At 63.5% G+C, this 20,926-nt stretch carries 17 protein-coding genes; 9 read left to right on the plus strand and 8 right to left on the minus strand.

The window, feature by feature from the left end:
• Positions 1 to 176 precede the first annotated feature (176 nt).
• From M728_RS10035 to M728_RS10045, 3 genes are all read left to right on the plus strand, one after another.
• On the plus strand, positions 177 to 695 hold the full coding sequence (locus tag M728_RS10035) for an SspB family protein (protein ID WP_026621653.1): 519 nt from the start codon (positions 177 to 179) through the stop codon (positions 693 to 695).
• 21 nt (positions 696 to 716) lie between these two features.
• Positions 717 to 947, plus strand: a complete 231-nt coding sequence (locus tag M728_RS10040; RefSeq protein ID WP_026621652.1) for a DUF4169 family protein — start codon at positions 717 to 719, stop codon at positions 945 to 947.
• A 138-nt stretch (positions 948 to 1,085) separates the two neighbouring features.
• Complete coding sequence (locus M728_RS10045; RefSeq protein WP_034883957.1) at positions 1,086 to 1,322, plus strand: ribbon-helix-helix domain-containing protein; 237 nt, start codon at positions 1,086 to 1,088, stop codon at positions 1,320 to 1,322.
• Between the two features lie 33 nt (positions 1,323 to 1,355).
• On the opposite strand, the gene M728_RS10050 is transcribed toward M728_RS10045, so the two are convergent.
• Complete coding sequence (locus M728_RS10050) at positions 1,356 to 5,114, minus strand: AsmA-like C-terminal region-containing protein (RefSeq protein ID WP_026621650.1); 3,759 nt, start codon at positions 5,112 to 5,114, stop codon at positions 1,356 to 1,358.
• Positions 5,115 to 5,178: 64 nt separating this feature from the next.
• Positions 5,179 to 6,585, minus strand: coding sequence for an FAD-binding oxidoreductase (locus tag M728_RS10055; protein ID WP_026621649.1), 1,407 nt, complete (start codon positions 6,583 to 6,585; stop codon positions 5,179 to 5,181).
• A 475-nt stretch (positions 6,586 to 7,060) separates the two neighbouring features.
• Between M728_RS10055 and M728_RS10060 the strand changes: the two genes are divergently transcribed.
• Positions 7,061 to 7,495, plus strand: a complete 435-nt coding sequence (locus M728_RS10060; protein ID WP_026621648.1) for a DUF1772 domain-containing protein — start codon at positions 7,061 to 7,063, stop codon at positions 7,493 to 7,495.
• Positions 7,496 to 7,529: 34 nt separating this feature from the next.
• Here M728_RS10060 and M728_RS10065 read toward each other — a convergent pair whose 3' ends face one another.
• Positions 7,530 to 10,664 (minus strand): efflux RND transporter permease subunit, encoded by a 3,135-nt coding sequence (locus M728_RS10065; protein ID WP_026621647.1) that lies wholly within the window; start codon positions 10,662 to 10,664, stop codon positions 7,530 to 7,532.
• Positions 10,661 to 11,854, minus strand: coding sequence for an efflux RND transporter periplasmic adaptor subunit (locus tag M728_RS10070; RefSeq protein ID WP_026621646.1), 1,194 nt, complete (start codon positions 11,852 to 11,854; stop codon positions 10,661 to 10,663). The genes M728_RS10065 and M728_RS10070 overlap by 4 nt, the downstream gene beginning before the upstream one ends.
• A 403-nt stretch (positions 11,855 to 12,257) precedes the next feature.
• On the opposite strand from M728_RS10070, the gene M728_RS10075 reads away from it, so the two are divergent.
• The 3 genes from M728_RS10075 (at position 12,258) to M728_RS10085 (ending at position 16,314) form a co-directional block, all read left to right on the plus strand.
• Positions 12,258 to 13,079, plus strand: a complete 822-nt coding sequence (locus tag M728_RS10075) for a cyclase family protein (RefSeq protein WP_026621645.1) — start codon at positions 12,258 to 12,260, stop codon at positions 13,077 to 13,079.
• A gap of 19 nt (positions 13,080 to 13,098) precedes the next feature.
• Positions 13,099 to 13,539 carry a carboxymuconolactone decarboxylase family protein gene (locus tag M728_RS10080; RefSeq protein WP_026621644.1) on the plus strand — a complete coding sequence of 147 codons (441 nt, stop codon included), beginning with the start codon at positions 13,099 to 13,101 and terminating at the stop codon, positions 13,537 to 13,539.
• Positions 13,540 to 13,740: 201 nt separating this feature from the next.
• Positions 13,741 to 16,314 (plus strand): ATP-dependent helicase, encoded by a 2,574-nt coding sequence (locus M728_RS10085; protein WP_026621643.1) that lies wholly within the window; start codon positions 13,741 to 13,743, stop codon positions 16,312 to 16,314.
• A gap of 45 nt (positions 16,315 to 16,359) precedes the next feature.
• On the opposite strand, the gene M728_RS10090 is transcribed toward M728_RS10085, so the two are convergent.
• Together M728_RS10090 and M728_RS10095 are read right to left on the minus strand one after the other, a co-directional pair.
• Positions 16,360 to 16,824, minus strand: coding sequence for a GNAT family N-acetyltransferase (locus M728_RS10090; RefSeq protein WP_026621642.1), 465 nt, complete (start codon positions 16,822 to 16,824; stop codon positions 16,360 to 16,362).
• Between the two features lie 94 nt (positions 16,825 to 16,918).
• Positions 16,919 to 17,578: a phosphoribosyltransferase gene (locus tag M728_RS10095; protein WP_026621641.1), complete on the minus strand. Its 660-nt coding sequence runs from the start codon at positions 17,576 to 17,578 to the stop codon at positions 16,919 to 16,921.
• A 274-nt stretch (positions 17,579 to 17,852) separates the two neighbouring features.
• On the opposite strand from M728_RS10095, the gene M728_RS10100 reads away from it, so the two are divergent.
• Positions 17,853 to 19,091 carry a diguanylate cyclase gene (locus M728_RS10100; RefSeq protein WP_026621640.1) on the plus strand — a complete coding sequence of 413 codons (1,239 nt, stop codon included), beginning with the start codon at positions 17,853 to 17,855 and terminating at the stop codon, positions 19,089 to 19,091.
• 135 nt (positions 19,092 to 19,226) lie between these two features.
• Positions 19,227 to 19,724 (plus strand): CreA family protein, encoded by a 498-nt coding sequence (locus M728_RS10105; protein ID WP_026621639.1) that lies wholly within the window; start codon positions 19,227 to 19,229, stop codon positions 19,722 to 19,724.
• Between the two features lie 73 nt (positions 19,725 to 19,797).
• Here M728_RS10105 and M728_RS10110 read toward each other — a convergent pair whose 3' ends face one another.
• On the minus strand, positions 19,798 to 20,094 hold the full coding sequence (locus M728_RS10110) for a hypothetical protein (RefSeq protein ID WP_026621638.1): 297 nt from the start codon (positions 20,092 to 20,094) through the stop codon (positions 19,798 to 19,800).
• 421 nt (positions 20,095 to 20,515) lie between these two features.
• Positions 20,516 to 20,911, minus strand: coding sequence for a hypothetical protein (locus tag M728_RS10115; RefSeq protein WP_026621637.1), 396 nt, complete (start codon positions 20,909 to 20,911; stop codon positions 20,516 to 20,518).
• Positions 20,912 to 20,926: the final 15 nt, after the last annotated feature.

Below are 20,926 nucleotides of genomic sequence, written 5' to 3' on the forward strand. Positions count from 1 at the left end.
CCTCGATAATTGACTCGTCATAAACGGACGGGCAATGAAAGAGCAGACGATGTCGCCGCTCATCCTTGGAGACGCAAGTCTCGTGTAGCGCCTTGAATCGCTGCGTGATTTTCCCGAATGGATTTCCGGCCGGAGAAATCATGCAAGATAATGACTTTGAAGAGAACGGGGATCATATGGGCCAGGACCACATACGCTACGACATTCTGGCGCAGGACGCGCTTCGGGGCGTCATTCGCAAGGTGTTGGCCGAAGTCGCCGCCACGGGTCATCTGCCCGGCGACCACCATTTCTTCATCACCTTCCTGACCGGGGCACCCGGCGTACGCCTCTCGCAACATCTCAAGGCCAAGTATCCGGAGCAGATGACGATTGTCGTCCAGCATCAGTTCTGGGATCTGAAGGTCTCCGAGACCGCCTTCGAAATCGGCCTCTCCTTCTCCGACACGCCGGAGAAGCTGGTGATCCCCTTCAACGCGATTCGCGGCTTCTATGATCCCTCGGTCAATTTCGAGCTGGAGTTCGATGTTCCAGCCGGTGAGGATGAAGAGGCGGAATCGGCGGAAATCACAGCCTATCCGCTCAGCGAAGACGATGATGCCCCCGAGGACAGGAGTTCCGAAAAGCCGGAGGGCGGCCCGAAGGGCGGCGGCGCCTCCGTCGTCTCGCTCGATTCCTTCCGCAAGAAGAACTGACCGCCCGGGAGGCAAGGGGCCATGGCCGGTGACGTTATCAATCTGCGTCAGTTCCGCAAGAAGCAAACCCGGGCCGACAAAGAGAAGCAATCCGAGCAGAACCGCATCGCTTTCGGCCGCAGCAAGGCCGAGAAGGCGTTGACGAAAGCCCTGAACGAAAAGGCCGCGAAGGCACTCGATCAGGGCCGGCTGGAGAAATCACCGGGCACTGCAGCGCCGCGCGAAGGCTCTCCCGACCGCAAGAAGCCGTGATCGATCTTGCAGAGATGCGGGCAGAAGACCGTGCAAGTTCCCCGACGGTCCTGCTCCAGCCCAGAAAGCGATTCCGAGGCAAGAACTTAGTGTCGTTTCCGGAATCGGAATGCCAACTGCTTGAATCGGTTTGCGAGGATGGAAAAAATCGTCAAGCACTCGGCGACATTGCACGGACACCGCACCAGCTTCACGCTTGAGGAGCCGTTTTGGCGGGAGCTGAAGGCAATCGCCAAGGACCGCGGCATACCGCTCGCGCGGCTCATTGCCGAAATCGACGACGGCCGCGGTCCTGACGGGAATCTCTCCTCAGCCTTGCGCGTCTATGTTCTCGCCTGGGTTAAGGCGCGTGCCGATGGCGAAGCTACGTCCTGAGCCGGACACGATTTAAGGAAACATGCAGTAGCGTTACTGCACGGTGATGTCGGGTAGCACGTCGAAATTCAGGCTCGGCCCAGAGGGCGGGCCGACGTTTTGACCAGTCGTATTGCCCCCCGGAGACGGGCCGCTGCCCTGCATGCTCTGTGGTGGCGCAACAGGCGCCTGCTGTCTTCCTACGCTGCGCGGAAGCTGCCGCATGCGCAGACGCTCCTCCTCCGCGGCGCGACGCTCGGCCGCTGCGCGGGCCTCTGCCTCGGCCTTCATCCGCGCAGCCTCGGCCGCGGCGGCCTGACGCCGGCGCTCTTCGGCAATCGCTCGCAGCCGCTCGAGCTCCCGAGCGGCTGCGCGCGCCCGATAAAGCGCCGCCTCACGGCGCAGGCGCTGCTTTTCAAGCACATTCGCTTGCAGCGTTTCCACACGCCGCCGTTCTCGTTCGAAGGCCCTGAGCGACAGGAAATTCGACAGGTCCGTCACATCGACCGTGACCCCCGGCGCCGCAAGCAGCCCGGCGTAACTGAAGCGGACACGGGGCTCGGCGCCCGCGAGCGCCTCTTCTCCCGGGCGGAACGTCAGATCGATCGCGCCACTCATCCGGCCGGCAGGCAGATCGAAGGAAGCCTCGCCGCCGAACGCCGCGTTGCCGTCACCCGCAGTTACGTTCTGCGCCCTGACGGTGCCGCCAGCTATGCTGAAGGGCACCTTCACGGCGCCGACGACCGACTGTCCGGTAAAGAGAACCCTCTCGACAGCCTGTTGGATCGCGTCCGGCGAGATCTCCGTCTTCATCGCATCGGCGGCGGCCATCAGTTGCGACAATGCCGCAGTGTTGATGCCGTTGAGCGTCACGCCGTTGAAGGCGGCGGTGCCCGAGCCGCTCGCCGATTGAGCCATTGCCTGGGGTGTGGCGCCGGAGGCCTCCATCGCCACGGCCAGATCGAAGCGGCCCGTCGCCACCGGACCGTTCGCGCGGCTCCAACCGGCCGCGCCCAGATCGCCGCCCTTGAGATCGAAACGTGAGCGGAGGAAACCCGAACCGTTGGCGTTGCCGAGCTGTAGCCGGCCCTGAAGCTTGCCGCCCAGCCAATCTCCGCTCGCTTCGTTGAGTGTGAGTTCGTCGCCTTTCCATTCCAGCTTGCCGGCAAAGCCGCTCACCGGCCCGTAAGCGCCAGGCCAGAAACGCTTCGCCGTCACGTTCAGCGCCACATCGAGACCCGTCCAGGCTGGCTGCACCACCGGCGCCCGCGACAGCCCGCCGGCCGCTGGATTCTGAACCTGCCCCAGGATACCTTCGCCGAGCCAGCCAAGATCGAGCGCATCGAGCGCGAGCTCGCCCTCGGCCTTGCCGGGGACCTTGCGGTCGATCGAGAGCGCGCCGGTGAAACTGTTCTGGTCAGCCTTTCCCTCAACGGCGGAGATCGAGATCTTGTCCGGGTCGCTGGCGATTTCGGCCGAGAGCGTCACAGGCAATCCGCTGCCCATCTCCGGCAGGCCTATGCCCTGCATCAACAGATATGGCTCCAGGTCCTCGGTCTTCAGTGTCAGCTTTCCCTGCCCTTCGAGATAGCGCTCACGCGAGAGATCGACGACACCCTCGGCGCCGAGCGACGTCTTCTCGGTGGTGAAAGTCAGCGTTCCGTTGGCCTTCGAGCCCTCCGTACTTTGCAGCCTGACGGCCAGGATCCCGTTGGCGTCCGCGTCGAACGGCAGCGGATCGAGGCCTGCCTGTCCGAGGAGGACGGATGTCTGCGGATTTTCGAGCGTCGCGTCGAGCAGCATGCCCCGGCCGGCGAGCGCCTGGCCGATATCCGGCGCCTGGTAGCTCGCGGCGATCTTGCCGCCGTTGGCGGTGCCGATCACGCCGAAGGTGACGGGCGCGTTGCCTTCTTTGCTGCCCGCCGTCAGCGTCACGTCGAATGCCGCGTCGGCGAAATAAGGGCCTGCCTTGATGAGCCGCGCCAGCCCCGGGTGGCCGGCCGTATGCCTTCCGATCATTTCCAGGAAAGGCGTGAGTTCCTTGGCGGCCAGCTTCATCTTCGCCGAGACCACCGGTTTGTCGAGCTCTCCGCTCATCCGACCGGAGAAGGCGAGCTGAGCCCCCGAAAGAGCGCCGATCGCCACCCGCTCCGCCTGCAATTGACCGTTCTTCATGGTCAGCACGGCCTGCACGTCGCTCGCTTCCTCGCCGAAGGCCAGAAACGTTTCGGCCGAGATGTCGGCAGCGATGGCGTGCTGCAGCAATGTGTCGGTCGATGCATCGCCGGCGATGAGGCCCGCCAGCGCCCGCAGCGCCTCCAGATCGATGCGGTTACCCTTGAGTTGCAGCGACAGTGTGGGTTGCTGTTCTGCGAAGGACTGGCGTTCGATCCGGCCCTTCAGCGTCGCTGGACCGGCCGCCACCTCCAGGCTTTCGAACTGCTGCAGCGTGTCCGTAAGGTTGACGCTTGCCGCGAACCCCGCCGTCTTCAGCTTGCGGATCGCGGGATCGACCGATCCCGCCAGCCAATTCGCGAGACCCGAGGGCTGGTTGGACGCAACGAGGACATCGCCGCGGAAGGATCGCTGGCCTTTGAGGTTCAGCCGGCCCTTGGCCTCCAGTTGCGTACGGCCTGGCAGAAGCGCCACTGCATTTTCGACGATCCAGCCGGCACCGTCGGGCCGGACATCGAGGCGCACATCACGCACTGTCGTGTCGCCGATCACGATCGCCGGAAGCTTCAGGCTTGCGCGGCCTGGCACCTGCGGAATGGGAATATCGGCGGCGATCGCCATCATCGCTTCCACCCTTTGGCGGAGGGAAATGGCCGGATTGCGGCCCGTCTTCCCGCCGCTGCCGGAATTGCCGATGCGGCTGACATCGATCTGCTGACCATCGGCGATCAACAGGAACTTCTGGTCTTTGCCGGTGTCTAGCGTCGCCTCGCCGGTGACGATGTAGGGATCATCCGGGGGGCCTACCTCGAAATGGTATTCCGGCACGCGGATGCTTTCGTTGGTGAGCTGGAACTGGCCGTTGATCCGCAGCGCGCCGGCTTTGGCTTCGCTTTCAGGCCGGTTTTCCGTGAGCGTGAAGCGGCCGCCATAGACAGGCCTGAAGTCGACGACCTTGAGATCGCCGTCGAGCTCGACGCCGAATGGCCGCTTATCCGGTGTCAGCCGCGCCCGGAGGCTCAGTGCTCCCTCTTCGTCAACCACATTGCTGGCAAAGGAGAAGCTGCCCGCCTCCCCGTCGAGCGCCGCACGTCCCTCGATCTTCCAGGGGCCGGCCAACGAGCGCGCCGAAAGGGCTGCCGAAAGATCGGTGACGCGGCGCGTGCGCCCCGTCTGCTCATCCACGAACTCGATCTCGCCGTCGACGATCTCGACCTTCTCCAGGACGACCGTCGTGGCGGGGATCGCCGAGCGGGTGCCGCGCGCCCAATCGAGCGTGCCGTCCGGCTGCAGCCGGATTCTCGCCTTCGGCCGGTCGAGCCGCATATCGAAGATCAGCGCCTCGCCGCTCAGGAAGGGCGCGAGCTCCGCACTCATCGAAAATTGCGCTACCTGGATCAGCGGCGGTCCGCCGTCCGCAGCTCCGACACGCACGTCGTTGAGCGTGACCGTCGGAAAGGGGATGAGCCGCGCGTCGACGCTGCCATGCACGACCACCGGCTTGCCCATGATGCGGCTCGCCTCGCGCTCGAAGTCGTTGCGGAAGCTGGTCCAGTCGATGAACAACGGTGCGATCAGCGCCGCAAAGAGCGCAGCAACCAGCAGCCCGCCGATAGTAACCAGGATTCGCGCCAGCACCGTGTCACATTCCCATCAGTTCGTTCGCGCCTCTGCTTTGCGGGTATGACCCATTCTGCCGGCGTCAGGCAAAAATCTTGCCTGGATTGAAGATGTCGTCCGGATCGAGAGAACGCTTGATCTGTCGCATCAGATCCAGCGCTTCGCCGAGCTCGGCCGCGAGAAACGGCATCTTGCCCTGCCCGATCCCGTGTTCCCCCGTGCAGGTGCCGTCCATCGACAGCGCCCGCGCATTCAGCCGCTCGACGAAGGCCTCCGCCCGCGCCACATCGGCCGCATCCTTGTCGTCGAAAAGCAGCCCGACATGAAAATTGCCGTCGCCGGCGTGACCGACGATCGGTGCGATCAATCCGTGCTCCGCGATGTCCTCGTGCGTTGCCGAGACACAATCGGCCAGCCGCGAGATCGGCACGCAGACATCGGTGGCGAGGATCGCCCGCCCGGGCATCAGGCTCTTCTGTGCCCAATAGGCGTTGTGCCGCGCCTTCCAGAGTTGCGCCCGCTCTTCCGGATTGGTCGTCCAGATGAAACCTGTAGACCCGAATTCCGACGCTATTTCGGCGAACTGGCGCGATTGCAACTCGACGCTTTCCGCGCTGCCGTGAAATTCGACGAACAGCGTGGGCGTCTCCTCGTAGGTCAAGCCGGAATAAGCGTTGCAAGCCTTCATCTGCAGTGCGTCTAGCAGCTCGATGCGTGCGACCGGAATGCCGGACTGGATCGTCAGGATCACGGCGTTGCACGCATCGGCAATCGTCGGAAACGGGCAGACGCCACCGGAAATCACCTCCGGTATCCCCTGGAGGCGCAAGGTGACCGAAGTAATGATCCCGAGCGTGCCTTCGGCACCGACGAAGAGTCGCGTCAGATCATAGCCGGCCGAGGATTTGCGCGCCCGGTGGGCGGTTCTGATTTCACGGCCGCCCGCCACGACCGCCGTCACGGCGAGCACGTTTTCCTTCATCGTACCGTAGCGCACCGCATTGGTGCCGGACGCCCGCGTCGAGGTCATGCCGCCAATCGAGGCGTTCGCGCCCGGGTCGATCGGAAAGAACAGCCCGGTGTCGCGCAGATAGGTGTTGAGCTCCTCCCGCGTCACGCCGGGCTCGACCGTACAGTCCAGATCCTCCGCGTTTACGGCGAGCACGCGGTTCATACGCATCATGTCGACCGAAATGCCGCCATGAGGCGCGTTGACGTGGCCTTCGAGCGAGGACCCCGCCCCGAAGGCGATGAGCGGCACTCGATGTGTGCTGGCGAGTTCGACGATTTCGCGCACCTCGGCAGCATTTTCCGGGAAGACGACCGCGTCCGGCAGTTGCGCGGGAATGTAGGTCGTCGTGTTGGCGTGCTGGGCGCGGATCGCCGCGCCCGTCTGGAATCGATCTGCGAAGCGCGCCGCCAGAAGTGCCTTGACCGCGGCGATGCCGCTCTCGTTCCTGACGCCCGCCTTGATTGCTTTCAACGCCACGAAAAACGCCCCTTCTTAATCTCGCCGCGAGCGTCTTCCTCAACACCCGGAAATCGTCGTAACATTCTGAACGTCCGCATAATTTATCCCCAATTCGAACCCGAATTAAGGCTGTGTCGCAAGGCGGAAAGAGCGACCGAAATCGGACATGGTGGCCGAGCCGGATCGATCCGTCGCCATCGGTAAGCCGCCTCCCCCTCCGCATGCGCTCCAGCAGATGCAAGACAGGAGCACATCTTTCGACCGACTGGGAAGCGCTTACAATTCAAGGCGCTACTGTGCAAATCGGAATCATTTTGTCCAGAAGTTCAAGTCGTCTGCGATCGCCGCGCTGCGTGAAATCACCGCCGGTGATACCGGCTTGTCACAAGTCGGCGGAATCGCCCGGGCGCCGCGAACGCCGGAATGCGCAGGAGAATGCAGCTTTTGTTTGCGGGCTTATAGAGTATGATGTCGAGAAACGGGAGAACGTCGCATGTTCGGGCTGCTTGCTTTGATCACGGCGTCAATTTTCTTCGGCGCTGCCATTTACATCAACGTGGCTGAACAACCGGCGCGGCTTAGCCTGGACGGCGGCGCAGCGCTCCGCGAATGGGGGCCTGCCTACCGGCGCGGCTTTGAAATGCAGGCGCCTCTTGCCATCATTTCGTGCCTCCTCGGTGCCGCGGCCTGGTGGCAGACCGGCAACCCGCTTTGGGGCTTGGGGGCGGCGGTCATCATCTCGAACTGGCCCTATACGCTCTACATCATCATGCCCATCAACGAGCGACTGGAGACGACACCGCCGGACCAGGCGAACGCGGAGACCCGCGAGTTGATTGAGCGCTGGGGCAAGCTCCACGCCGGCCGCAGTGCTCTCGGCGCTGCCGCCACCGCGATCTACCTCATCGCTGCCGCCGATGGGGTTTGAGCGGCAAGACACGTCTGCCTGTCCGTGCGCCCGATCAGACCTTGAGCGTGGCGGCTGCGTCCATCTCCTCGTGCAGCTTACGCTCCTCGTCAGCATGCGGCTTGGTGAAGCGCGCGATGACGAGATAGGCGACCGGCGTCAGGTAGAGTGTGACGATCACCGCAAGGCCGAGCCCGCCGACGAGCACCCAACCGAGCGCGATGCGCGCCTCCGCACCGGCGCCGCTCGCCAGCACCAGAGGCACGGCGCCGACGACGGTCGCGATCATCGTCATCATCACCGGCCGCAGACGGATATTGGCGGCATTCTCGATGGCGCTTCGCACATCCTGGCCGCGGTCGCGCAGCTGATTGGCGAATTCGACGATCAGGATGCCGTTCTTCGCCATGATGCCGACCAGCATGACAAGGCCGATCTGGCTATAGATGTTGAGCGTGTTGCCGGTCATGATCATCGCAAAGACGGCGCAGGCAAGGCCGAGCGGCACCGTCGACATGATGATGAGGCCGCTGACGAAGCTCTCGAACTGCGCCGCAAGCACCAGAAAGATGATGACGATGGCGAAGCCGAAGGTAACGAAGAGGCCACTGGCGTTCTCGTCGAGGGTCGCAGCTTCGGCAAGCGGCATCACCCGCGAACCGGGAGGCAGCAGCGGCTCGGCCATCTCCTCGACCATCGACAGCGCCTCGCCGAGCGCGAGATCAGACTTCAGGCCCGCCGAAAGCGAAACGGCGCGAAGCTGGGATTCCCGCGCGAGCTGCGGCGCGACGGCCTTCTCCTCGATCGAAGCGATCGTCGACATCGGAACGATGCGCCCATCGCCGGCCTTGACGAAGATGTTCTGCAGGTCCGTCGGGTCGTTGAGCGGCATAGTGGAGGAGAGCAGCTTCACCGGATAGGCCTCGCCTTCCACGAAGATGTCGACGACGCTGCTGCCGTCGAGCATAGCCTGCATCGCCCATGAAAGGGCGCCGATGTCCACGCCGAGATCGGAGGCCCGCTCGCGATCGATCGTCACCGACAATTGCGCCTGGTTGGCCTCGTAGTTGAGCCGGACATTTTCGAAACGGCCGGTGTCTTCTATCGCCCGCACGAGCTTCGCCGCCGCATCGCCGAGCTTCGTGTAATCATTGCCGACGAGCGCGACCTGAAGACCGCTGCCGGCACCACGAATGCCGAGACTGTTGGACTGTATCGTGAAGGCGCGGACCGAGGGGATGGCATTCGTCACCTTGTTGATGTCGGCGACGATCTGCTGTTGCGTCCGCTCGCGCTGTTCCCAGGGCGCAAGCGTCAGTACCATGAAACCGCTATTGGCCGAGCCGCCCTGGCCGGAGATCGAAAACAGGTTGCTGATCTCGCCGGATTTTACCAGCGCCTGCAGACCCTCCTCGATCCGACGCATTTGCGCCTGGGTATATTCGAGCGAGACGCCCTGCGGCGCGTTGATCCGGAGCATCACCTGCGACCGGTCCTCGCTCGGCGTCAGCTCGGACTTGAGCGTCAGGAACCCGGCGGCGCCCGCCAGCGTGAAGAAGGCGGCGACGACGAAGACGACGAGCGGCGCGTTGAGGCAGGCGCGAAGCGTGACCCTGTAGAAAGCGGCGGCGCGTTGGCCGAAGCGCTGCATTACACCCTGATGCGAATGCGCCTCGCTCGTCAGCATGCGCGAGGCGAGCATCGGGCAGAGCGTCAGCGATACGAAGGACGACAACAGGATCGAGAAGGCGAGCACGAAACCGAACTCACGGAAGAGCCCACCCGTCTGCCCCGGCAGGAAGGAAAGCGGCACGAAGACCGCCGCGAGCGTCGCAGTCGTCGCAAGCACCGCGAAGAAGACCTCGAGCGTGCCGTGCACGGCGGCCGCCCGCGGGCCGAGCCCCTCGGCCCGGCGGCGCACGATGTTTTCCAACACCACGATCGCGTCATCGACGACGAGGCCGGTCGCAAGCACGATCGCAAGCAGCGTCAGGATGTTGATCGAGAAGCCGGCGAGATAGATCGCCGCCACCGTTCCGATAAGCGCGATCGGCATGGTGATGGTCGGGATCAGCGTCGCGCGCCAGTCGAGCAGGAAGAGATAGATGACGAGCGTGACGATGAAGACGGCGACTGCGAGCGCGATCTCCACTTCGTGGATCGCTCCGTTGATGAACACCGCATCGTCGCTGGTGATCTTGAGCTCGGTTCCGGGCGGCAGGATATCCGAGGAGATCGTGTCGACGACCTTGCGCACGCCCTCGGAAATATCGACCGTGTTCGACTGCGCCTGGCGGATGATGCCGAGGCCGATGCCCTGCCGGCCGTTGGAGCGGAGCGCCGAGGTGCCGGTGTCCGGGCCGAGCGTCACGGTTGCGACGTCGCGAAGCCTGACATTGTTGCCGAGGATCAGATTTTCGAACTGCTCGGGTGTTTGCAGGTCCGCCGTCGCCCGCACGGAGATGTCCTGACTGGCACTCGTCAGCGAGCCCGCCGGCACGTCGTAGGCGGCATTGGAGAGCGCTTCGCGCAAATCGGCGACGGTGACGCCGCGCCCCGCGAGTTTCGCCTGGTTGACATCGATGCGGAAGATCTTCTCCTGATCGCCGTAGACGGTGACGTCGGCGACGCCCTCGACGGCCGCCAGCCGGTCGCTGATCTCGTTCTCGACGAGCAGCGTCATGTCTTCCATGCTCATCGTGTCGGAGGTAAGCGCGAGCCGCATGATCGGCTGGCTGTCGGAATCCGCCTTCACGATCCGCGGCTCGTCGGCATCGTCCGGCAACTGGCCGGCGACGCGGCCAAGCGCATCGCGGATGTCGTTCGCGGCCTGGCCGATATCGGTCGTGTCGGAGAATTCCAGTGTGACTCGACTGCGGCCGAAGGAGGAAGACGACGAAATTCCCTTGATGCCCTGGACGCGCGAGACGGCCCCCTCGATTACCGAGGTCACCTCACGGTCGATCGTTTCCGGCGAGGCGCCTTCGAATACAGTGGTCACCGAAACGACAGGCTGGTCGATCTGCGGCAGTTCGCGGATTTCGATGCCGTTCCAGGCGGCAAGCCCGGCAACGACGATCAGCGCGTTGACCACCAGGGCGAAGATCGGCCGGCGGATGAAGAGCGCAGTAAACCCGGTCTTCCCCCCCTGTCCGCCGCTCGGGTGGTATCCCCCCATGCCGATATTCATTGCGCTTCCCCCGCGACCTTCTGCTCGGGCTCGGAGCGCGTCTCGCCGGCAATGCGCACTGCGCCGCCATCGCGAAGGCGCTGCACGCCTTCGGTCACGACACGGTCACCCTCCGCGATCTCCGCGTCGACGAGAACCTTGTCGGGGTTGCGCTGAATGATCTTGACGGGCACGCGTTCGCTCTTGTCGCCATTGACCCGCCAGATGTAGGACCCTTCGGCGCTCCACTGGATCGCGAGCGGATCGACCGTAGGGTAGCGGTCGCCGTCGAAAGCCATGGTGACCGAGAAGGACATACCGGCGCGCAGCATGTCGTCGGGGTTGGCTAGCCGCGCCCGCACCCGGAGCGTACGGCTCGCCTGATCGAGGCGGTTGTCTATCGCGTGGATGACGCCTTCGAGCCCCCGACCCGGAAGCGCCATCGCGCTCGCCGTTACCGGCTGGCCGACGACGATCTTGCCGGCGAAGCGTTCCGGCACCCAGAAGTCGACGAGGATTTCCGAGCGGTCGTCAACGACGGCGATCGGCGTGGAGGTCGTGACGTAGTCGCCGACATTAACAGTGATGATGCCGACGACGCCCTTCGACGGAGCGACGATATTGCGGCGCTTGAGATCGAGCTCCGCCGTTCTCAGCGCCAATTCTGCCGCCTGCAGCGCGATTTCGGCGTCTCGCACTTCGACCGCCGTTACGGCGCGCGCGGTGCTGAGATTGCGGTAGCGGTCGACCTTTTCCTGGGCACTGTCGCGCGTGAGGCGAGCCTGCTCAGCCGCGATCACCTGGTCATCGCTGTCGAGCCTGGCGATCACCTGTCCCTCCGCGATCCTGTCGCCGGACTTTACGAGGATTTCCGTGAGGTTGCCGGTTGCGGTCGGCGTCACCGTGACGGAATGGATCGCCTCGCCGTTGCCGATGGCGTTGAGCCTGTCGTTGACGACCGCAGTCGCTGCGGGCCTGACGACCACGAGCGGCGCATCCGTGAAGCCGCGCCCGCCCTGCCCGCCTCCGCCGTTGCGCGACTCGCCGCCCTTTCCCTCGCCGCCTTGCGGCTGCGACAGGGCATCGATCAGGGGATGAGAAACACCGATCGCTGCCAGTGTCTCGCCCGCCCCCGGCGCAAAACGCAACCATGCGACGCCCCCCACCGCGAGAACGACGACGCTGACCGCGAGTTGCTTCCATATGCGCATTCATTTCTCCAAAAGAAAACGCGCCCTAACGCGGCGCGCACCGACGGAACGTTCCGATTTGCTCCTGAGTATCTTTATTTGCGGACCTTCGGGCAATGTCGGAGTGCCATCATTACGCAATTGTAATAAAAGCGAATTTATTGGCGGCACGATGGCCGGCGCGGCCGCCACGAAATCACGGGACATTGGTGGATAGTAGCATATTTACAGCCTTCGCGGCTCGGCTATTCTGCTTCTCGCCGGCGGCAGCCTCGATCGGCTTCCGACTTTCGCTAGCGCGGGATGAGGAAAAGTGTGTGCGGTTTTCCGCCCGCGTCCTGCGCTAGCTTCTTAGAATCGATCACGTTTATGATTTTACGTCGATCCGACCCAAAATCATCGTGATCTAGCGGGGAGAAGAGCGATGTGCGATGCATGCGTTATCGAGCAGGTAAAGCAGCGGATGTTGTCACGGCGCGGCTTTTTCCGTGCAGCCGCGGCCGGTACGGCGGGCATTGCCGCAGCCGGCATGGGACTCGCTCCGCCGGCACTGGCCGCCGGCCATAACAGCGTCACCGATCTCACCCATGAACTCCACGAAGAGTTTCCGACCTATTTCGGTCAGCAGCAGTTCTTCCGCGAGCAGAAGTTCAAGTATTCGGAACACAAGCTCAACCTTTTCGAGCTCCGCGTGAACGAGCATACCGGCACCCATGTAGACGCGCCGTTGCATTTCTCCGCCGACGGCCTTTCTGTCGCGGAACTCCCGGTCGAGAAGCTCGTGGTGCCGCTCTGCGTCATAGACATCCGCGAGAAGGCCTCATCCAATGCGGATGCGCAGGTGACACCGGACGACATCAAGGCATGGATCGCGGCCAATGGCGATATGCCGGAAAACGCCTGCGTCGCCATGCTCTCGGGCTGGGCCGCCCATCTCGGCACCGACAAGTTCCGCAACGCCGACGCGGCGGGCAAGCTGCACTTCCCCGGCTTCCACGTGGAGACGGCGAAGTTCCTGCTCGATGAGACGAAGGCGGCCGGCATCGCCGTCGATACGCTCTCGCTCGACCATGGCATTTCGTCCGATTTCGCCACCCATAACGCCTGGCTGCCGGAGGGTCGCTGGGGGCTTGAGGCCACCGCCAATCTCGACAAGCTACCGCCCAAGGGCGCAACGCTCGTTGTCGGCGCGCCGAAGCATCGTGGCGGCACCGGTGGTCCCGCCCGAGTCTTCGCGCTGGTTTGAGTAACGTCCGAGGAAAAGCATGAGCACAGTCGCGCCGCCCCCCGACCCCGAAGCCGATCCGCGCATCAAGGCGGTCTTCGACGACATCCGCGCCACGCGGAAATCGGACTTCATCAACAATATGTGGCTCTGGCTCGCCTTCGATCCGGACCTGTTGGAGCGCACCTGGGCGGAGGTCAAGGCGGTGATGGCAACGCCGTCGGCGCTCGAGCCGGTGGTCAAGGAAATGCTCTATATTGCCGTGTCCGTGACCAACGGCTGCGGCTATTGCATCCATTCGCATACGGCATCCGCCAAAGCCAAGGGCATGACGGAGGCGGAGCATGCGGATCTCTTGCGCGTCATCTCGCTTGCCGCCAAGACGAACCAGCTGGCGACCGCGTTGCAGGTGCCGGTCGATGCGGCGTTCGACGCCACTACAGCGCCGCGCGTCCCATCAGACGCGCAAAGCTCGCTGTAGCGCTTTGAATTGCTGCATGTTTTTATCCTTAAATCGGGTGCGCGATTAAAGGAAACATGCAGTAGCGGGCAATGACGGCTCAAAATACCGGCGCTGAAAACGTCAGTCTTTCCACAGGCTTGCCCAGCTTGGGAAAGCATCCGGAATAAAAGAAGAACATCCTTTCTGGCCTTTCGGTCCCGAATCACTACATTGGGCCGCATGAGCAACGGTTTCGACGACATTCCCTTCTTCGACGAGGAGCCGGCGCCGCGCAAACCTGCGCCCGCCGCCGGCGGCATCGCGGCGCGCGCAATGGCCGCCCGCGACAAGGCCAAGCAGCCGGACTATCTCGCTGGCCTCAATCCGGAGCAGCGCGAAGCCGTCGAAACGCTCGAAGGTCCCGTGCTGGTGCTCGCCGGTGCCGGTACCGGCAAGACGCGCGTGCTGACGACCCGCATCGCCCATATCCTCTCGACCGGCCGCGCCTATCCCTCCCAGATCCTCGCGGTGACCTTCACCAACAAGGCGGCGCGCGAGATGAAGGAGCGCATCGGCGTGCTCGTCGGCCATGCGGTCGAAGGCATGCCCTGGCTCGGCACCTTCCACTCGATCGGCGTCAAGCTCCTGCGCCGCCACGCCGAGCTCGTGGGCTTGAGGTCCGACTTCACCATTCTCGACACCGACGACGTCGTGCGCCTGATCAAGCAGCTCATCCAGGCGGAAGGGCTCGACGACAAACGTTGGCCGGCCAAGCAGTTCGCCGGGATGATCGACACCTGGAAGAACAAGGGGCTCGATCCGTCACAGATACCGGAGGGCGACGCCCGCGCTTTCGCCAACGGCAAGGGCCGCGAGCTCTATGCCGCCTACCAGAACCGGCTCATCACACTGAATGCCTGCGACTTTGGCGATCTGCTGCTGCATCCGATCCGCATGTTCCGCGCCAATCCGGACGTGCTGAAGGACTATCACGACAAGTTCCGGTACATCCTCGTCGACGAGTACCAGGACACCAACACGGCGCAATACATGTGGCTGCGGCTGTTGGCGCAGCGGCCTCGCTCGTCCGAACGATCTGGCGCAGGAAATCCGAGCGAAGCCCGAGCCGGCGAGGGCCGGCCGGACGACGTTTCGTCCGCCCCCACGGAGCGCAGCCGCGCAAGCGGCGACAGCGTGAGCGCGAAGAAACCCACACAACAAATCAATATTTGTTGTGTGGGCGACGACGACCAGTCGATCTACGGCTGGCGCGGCGCCGAGGTCGATAACATCCTCCGCTTCGAGAAGGATTTCCCCGGCGCCAAGGTCATCAAGCTCGAGCGCAACTACCGCTCAACCGAGCATATTCTCGGCGCCGCCGCCCACCTGATCGCCCACAACGAAGGCCGACTGGGCAAGACGCTTTTTACGGAACGCACCCATCCGGACGACGAGAAGGTGCACGTGCATGCGGCCTGGGATTCGGAAGAGGAAGCCCGCGCCATCGGCGAGGAGATCGAGCAGCTTCAGCGTCGCAAGCACAATCTGAACGACATTGCCATTCTGGTGCGCGCCTCGTTCCAGATGCGCGAGTTCGAAGATCGCTTCGTGACCCTCGGTCTCAATTACCGCGTCATCGGCGGCCCGCGCTTCTACGAGCGGCTCGAGATCCGCGACGCCATGGCCTATTTCCGCCTCGTCTGCCAGCCTGCCGACGACCTCGCCTTCGAACGCATAGTCAACACGCCGAAACGAGGCCTGGGCGACACCACCGTGCGCACCCTCCACGACTATGCCCGCGCCCGCGACATTCCGATGCTCGCCGCTGCAAGCGAAATCATCGAAACCGACGAGTTGAAACCGAAGGCGCGCAAGGCGCTGTTCGACGTCGTCACCGATTTCCGCCGCTGGCAGACATTGCTCGAAACGACGCCGCACACGGAGCTTGCCGAGCAGATCCTCGACGAGAGCGGCTACACCGCCATGTGGCAGGCCGACAAATCGGCGGAAGCTCCAGGACGCCTCGAAAACCTGAAGGAACTGATCCGCTCGATGGAGGCCTTCGAGTCGATGCGCGGTTTCCTCGAGCACGTCGCGCTCGTCATGGATGCCGAGCAGAACGAGGACATGGATGCCGTCTCCATCATGACGCTGCATTCGGCCAAGGGGCTGGAGTTCGACACCGTGTTCCTGCCGGGCTGGGAGGAAGGTCTTTTCCCGCACCAGCGCGCCCTCGACGAAGGGGGCCGCGCCGGGCTCGAGGAAGAGCGTCGCCTCGCCTATGTCGGCATCACCCGTGCAAAACGCCGTTGCCATATCTGGTTCGTTTCGAACCGCCGAATCCACGGCCTCTGGCAATCGACCATGCCGTCGCGCTTCCTCGACGAACTGCCGATCGATCATGTCGAAGTCGCCGAACAGGACGTCTCCTATGGCGGCTATAATCGCGGCGGCTACGGACAGTCGCGCTTCGACAAGGCCGACCCATTCGAGAACACCTACCAGACGCCAGGCTGGAAGCGTGCGCAGCAGCATCGCTCGGACGCCACCCGCGACAATTGGGGAACCCGCTCCGGTCACGCCATCGAGCGCATCGGCTACGGCGAATCGGGTCCGCGCACACGCACCATCGAAGGCGAGCTCGTCGCCAAGTCGACGACCTCCGAACCCTCCCGCTTCAATGTCGGCGACCGCGTCTTCCACATCAAATTCGGCAACGGCAACATCGCCGCGATCGAAGGCAACAAGCTGACGATCGACTTCGACCGCGCCGGCCAGAAACGGGTGCTGGACGGGTTTGTGGAGAGGGTGTGATCCGTGCGGGAAAGTTCCGGCCCGCAGGAGCTGTCGCCTCGGCTCTCAAATCGTCATGCGGTACATCACGAAACCCGATTTAACGGCGACCTTGTCGTAGAGCTGCATCGCGTTGACGTTCGTCTCGTGAGTTAGCCAGTAGACACGTGGCGCGCCTGCCCGCCGTGCTGCGTCGAAGACGCCGTTGATCAGCGCCTGGCCAACCCCTCTTCCGCGCAAGGCCTCACTGGTGAAGAGATCCTGGAGGTAGCAGTTGGGCTGGATCGAAGTGGTGCTGCGGTGAAAGACATAATGCGTGAGCCCGACCAGGCGCCCCTTGCTTTCAGCGACCAGAGCATGCATCGGCTCATAGGCATCGAAGAAGCGCGACCAGGTCATCAAGGTGATGTCCGCGGCGAGCGCGCTTTCGCCCGAGCGCCCGTAGAAGGCGTTGTATCGTTGCCAGAGCGGCAGCCATTGGTCGTAGTCGCTCCGTACGACCGGGCGGATGGAGAGGTTGTTTTCACTCATCTTCGGCCCACCAAAAGCGCGTTGCGGGGCGACAGCATAGCCTCTCGAGTTGACGCGGTCTACGCGATCGCCGACGCCTCGCATGAGGATCGCCTCACTCGGCTCCAGCGCGCTTCAATAGCGTGATCACCTCGGCATCCGTGGTCTGCTCGAAATCGTCGTAATAGATGCTGACGGCGTGGAACGGCTCGGGCGTTGCGAGGCAGACGATCCGGTCCACCCTGGAGCGCAGGCTTGCGACCGCGCTCGGCGGCGCCACCGGCACGGCGAGCATCAGCGCTGCGGCGCCCGCCTGCCGCAACGCCTGCACAGCCGCTTTGGCCGTGCCGCCGGTGGCAATGCCGTCGTCGACGATGATGATATTGCGTCCCTTCGGCGAAATGCGCGGACGGTCGCCGAGATAGAGGGCGCGGCGGCGGCGAAGCTCGGTCCGTTGGCGTTCCGTCTCCTCCGCCACATAAGCCTCGGAGGGCCGCACCATACGCATCGCCTCGGCGTTGAGCACGAGTTGGGGCTCGTCGCCATCGACCAGCGCGCCGAGCCCGAACTCGGCATGGCCGGGTGCGCCGATCTTGCGGACGATCAGGAGTTCGAGCGGCGCCTCGAGGATCGTCGCCACTTCGAAAGCGACCGGCACGCCGCCGCGCGGCAGCGCCATCACCACGGGATCGGCAAACTCCTCCTTCTGAATGGCGTTCGCGAGCTTTCGGCCCGCATCGGCTCTGTCGGCGAAAATTAAGCTCTCGTAGAACATGGCATTCGCTCCGGACCACAGCCGTCGGATTCGGCCGATCAGGGTCATAAGGGTGATCACCTCCTGATCGGGACGAAGGCCGCGGCACGCTTCGGTTCGCGCTCGACCCGCGCGTAAACTGCAACCCAGTGGACAACTGGTTTGATGCGAGACAATCGCTAAAATTGCAGCGAATTTTGCCGGCTTTCGTTAAGGTGCCATGGGTACCAATTGGCCTCGCATATTGGCTTAAACACAAGCCGCATTTTATTTTATCACGACAGGCCGCATCGAAATGAGCTTTCTTCCCGCCATCTCGGTTACAGCACTCCTGGCGATACAGCCGCTCCTGTTGTCTCTGCGCCGCTCGGCCGTTGCCGGCGTGCGGGACTTTTCGAAAGCCTGCGCGCTTTGCGCAGTCGCGGTCGGTGTCATGGCCGTCGCGACGACTTTGCACATGCCGCTCGCGGCCCTGCTCGGCTATGTGATACTGACGCTCGCCTTCTTCTTCGTCCTTCGAGGCTTTCGCCGGTTTCTCGCCTTGCGCATTCCGGCCTGGGCTTGTCCCGTGCTGGCGGCCTCTGCCGGCACGACGGGATTCATCATCACGCTTGGTGGCGACGAGGGTCTCGCCGCCCGTGTGATCGTCCTGACCGGTCTAATCGCCGCTCCGTTGCTCGTTGCAGGACTGATGGTGGTCGATCGCTCGCAGGAACGAAAGCCGGTGATCCAGGCTGCCATCATCGGCTCCGCCCTCGTTGGCTGCGCCGCTCTCGCTCATGTTCTCGGCGCCGCATCCGGGCGTTCGCCGGAGCTTTGGGGTGCGCCCGCAGACGCCATCTTCGAGTTCGCGGTCGCCGCCATGAAAGCGCTCTTCCTGCCGTTTCTCTTTCTCGCCGTCATCCTCGCGGTGCAAAACCGGATGATGGCCGCGCTCAGGGCGGCGATCGCCCGCGACGGGCTGACGGGCGCGCTTTCGCGAGGCGCGCTGATCGAAGCCGGGGAACAGATGATCGCCGACTGCCACGCCCGTCGCCGGCCGCTCGCCTTCCTTCTGCTCGACCTCGACCATTTCAAGCAGATCAACGACCGCCACGGTCATGCCTGCGGCGACATGGCGCTTGCCCATTTCGCGGATGTCGTCTCGAGCTTCCTCGGCGGACGTGGCGTGTTCGGGCGGATCGGCGGCGAGGAGTTCGGGATCGTCCTGCCGCACCACACGGAGGAGCAGGCGACGGCGCTCGCCGAGGACATCTGCCGCATCGTGCGTGAAACGCCAGCCGGACGCGGCCACCGGCGCATTGGGCTAACGGTCAGCATCGGTATCGCGGCCGCGGCGCCGGGCGACACGATCACGGACGTGATGATCCGAGCCGATCTGGCCCTCTACGAATCCAAAGCCGACGGCCGCGACCGGTGCTCGGTCGCGAAACGCCGGGAGATCGACGCCAGTACCCGCGCCTTGGCGGCTGCCGCCGCACAGTTGCGGGAAGCCGATGCCTTTCGCCAGGAATACGCCCGTCAGATCGCGTGAATTCCGGAGCTGGATGGGAACGAACCTCTTCGCCCCTGTTCGACCGGTGAGCGGGATGCCTCCGCTTTCGCGCGAGCGCCTTGCATTGCCGTAGCGGCCGCCTATCTGAACGGAGCAGTTCTTTGGAGGACATTCATGTTGCGCCGCTTCCGCACCTTGCTTTTCGCCGGCCTCGCCGTTTCGGCCGCCGTTACCCTCCCCGCTCGCGCCGAAACGGTCGGCCAGGTCGGCGTCGACTGGCTCGGCAACGACATCAAGATCGATGCCGTGCGCGATCCCAAGGTCAGCGGTGTGACCTGTCACGTCACCTATTTCGACCGAAGCGTCATCGACCGCCTCAAGAACGGCAACTGGTTCGAAGACCCGTCGAACAATTCGATCGCTTGCCGTCAAACGGGACCGATCGCTATCGGCGATATCGACCTGTCGAGGGAAGGCGAGGAAGTGTTCCGCTCCGGATTGTCGCTGATCTGGAAGGACCTGCTGGTAACCCGCATCTACGACAAGGCAAACGACACGCTGATCTACCTCGCCCACTCCCGTCAACTGACGGATGGATCAGCCAAGATGTCCATCACGACGGTGCCGCTCTTCGGTCAGCAGGTGACCTGGGAGAAAGGTAGGCCGCAATAGTCCCCCGGCCTCAGGGAGCTGGAGCGGAATCGCCTTGCCGCTATCCGCTCCGGTTGAAGGTACCCTTCCGATCTTATCGTGCCGGTGGGATGATACCGCGATAGTAGTCGCCCTCACCAGTTTCATATCTTTCCTGGTAGGTGCCGCTCGGATTAACGGCGCGACGGCCGTCGATACTGCCGGTTGCCGTCGGATCGACAAGGGACGGGTTGGGATTCTGTGGCCGCATGCGCACTTGATTCTGGGTTCCGGGAGGATTGTGCGGGTCGAGGCCCTGATAGTAGGTGTCCGCAAAGGCCGGTACAGCAACTCCAGCAACCGCGGATGAGAGGACGAATGCGGCGAATGACGTTTTCAGAGAAACTCTCATGGCATTAGCTCCTATCTCCGTTCGGCATCCTGTCCTCGTGACGGATGCCGTGGTGGCAGCATACGGCCTCCTACGAATGCTGCTGTTACCAGGATAACACCTTTCAGAGCGGTGGCTCGCGACCAACAATCACTTGTTTCGTCACGTTTGCTCATGCAACCGTGATGCAGATTACGCAACTGTAACTTGACTAGGCATCCCCCAGGGCCCGTGTCTTAGCCGCCGTGAAAGCGTGGTCGTGCAACCCACCGGACGCGGGCCATGCTCGACACTGATCACGAAGCCCGTGCCCAATTTCAGCCCGAAAGCGTCACCCGCGCACTACAGCGCCGCGCGTCTTATCAGACGCGCAACAGTCGCTGTAGCGCTTTGAAACGCTGCATGTTTTCAAAACATGCGGTAAGCCCGGGCAGCAGACCGCTTAGGGCCGCGGCGCCGGGGGAGTGATACCCTGATAAAAGTCGCCTTGGCCGCCACCCTGGTATTCATTCATGTAGTGCTCGCGTACCCGGCCAGGTGCCACGCTGATGCTGCCGGTGGGCACGGGATCGACGTAGACGCGGCGCATGGGCACGGGGTCAACATAAACGCTGCCAGTGGCCATCGGATCAACGTAAATGCTGCCGGTCGGCGCCGGATCGACGTAGTACGGGCCCTGGACCATCGGGACCAATACCGGTCCTGTGTTTTGGGTCCCCGGAGGATGATGCGGATCGACGCCCTCATAAAAGTTCGTGGCCAAGGCCGGCACGGCAGCCCCGGCAAGCGCGGATGAGAGGACGAATGCAGCGAAAGATGTTCTGAGCGAAACTGTCATGTCGTTGCTCCTGTC

Source organism: Ensifer sp. WSM1721, assembly GCF_000513895.2.
Lineage (GTDB): Bacteria > Pseudomonadota > Alphaproteobacteria > Rhizobiales > Rhizobiaceae > Sinorhizobium.

What these genes read in the sequence shown, in the direction of transcription:
- M728_RS10035 (WP_026621653.1), top strand. Translation starts at nt 177, where the DNA reads ATGGGCCAGGACCACATACGCTACGACATTCTGGCGCAGGACGCGCTT.
- M728_RS10040 (WP_026621652.1), top strand. Translation starts at nt 717, where the DNA reads ATGGCCGGTGACGTTATCAATCTGCGTCAGTTCCGCAAGAAGCAAACC.
- M728_RS10045 (WP_034883957.1), top strand. Translation starts at nt 1,086, where the DNA reads ATGGAAAAAATCGTCAAGCACTCGGCGACATTGCACGGACACCGCACC.
- M728_RS10060 (WP_026621648.1), top strand. Translation starts at nt 7,061, where the DNA reads ATGTTCGGGCTGCTTGCTTTGATCACGGCGTCAATTTTCTTCGGCGCT.
- M728_RS10065 (WP_026621647.1), bottom strand. Translation starts at nt 10,664, where the DNA reads ATGAATATCGGCATGGGGGGATACCACCCGAGCGGCGGACAGGGGGGG.
- M728_RS10070 (WP_026621646.1), bottom strand. Translation starts at nt 11,854, where the DNA reads ATGCGCATATGGAAGCAACTCGCGGTCAGCGTCGTCGTTCTCGCGGTG.
- M728_RS10075 (WP_026621645.1), top strand. Translation starts at nt 12,258, where the DNA reads ATGTGCGATGCATGCGTTATCGAGCAGGTAAAGCAGCGGATGTTGTCA.
- M728_RS10080 (WP_026621644.1), top strand. Translation starts at nt 13,099, where the DNA reads ATGAGCACAGTCGCGCCGCCCCCCGACCCCGAAGCCGATCCGCGCATC.
- M728_RS10085 (WP_026621643.1), top strand. Translation starts at nt 13,741, where the DNA reads ATGAGCAACGGTTTCGACGACATTCCCTTCTTCGACGAGGAGCCGGCG.
- M728_RS10090 (WP_026621642.1), bottom strand. Translation starts at nt 16,824, where the DNA reads ATGAGTGAAAACAACCTCTCCATCCGCCCGGTCGTACGGAGCGACTAC.
- M728_RS10095 (WP_026621641.1), bottom strand. Translation starts at nt 17,578, where the DNA reads ATGTTCTACGAGAGCTTAATTTTCGCCGACAGAGCCGATGCGGGCCGA.
- M728_RS10100 (WP_026621640.1), top strand. Translation starts at nt 17,853, where the DNA reads ATGAGCTTTCTTCCCGCCATCTCGGTTACAGCACTCCTGGCGATACAG.
- M728_RS10105 (WP_026621639.1), top strand. Translation starts at nt 19,227, where the DNA reads ATGTTGCGCCGCTTCCGCACCTTGCTTTTCGCCGGCCTCGCCGTTTCG.
- M728_RS10110 (WP_026621638.1), bottom strand. Translation starts at nt 20,094, where the DNA reads ATGAGAGTTTCTCTGAAAACGTCATTCGCCGCATTCGTCCTCTCATCC.
- M728_RS10115 (WP_026621637.1), bottom strand. Translation starts at nt 20,911, where the DNA reads ATGACAGTTTCGCTCAGAACATCTTTCGCTGCATTCGTCCTCTCATCC.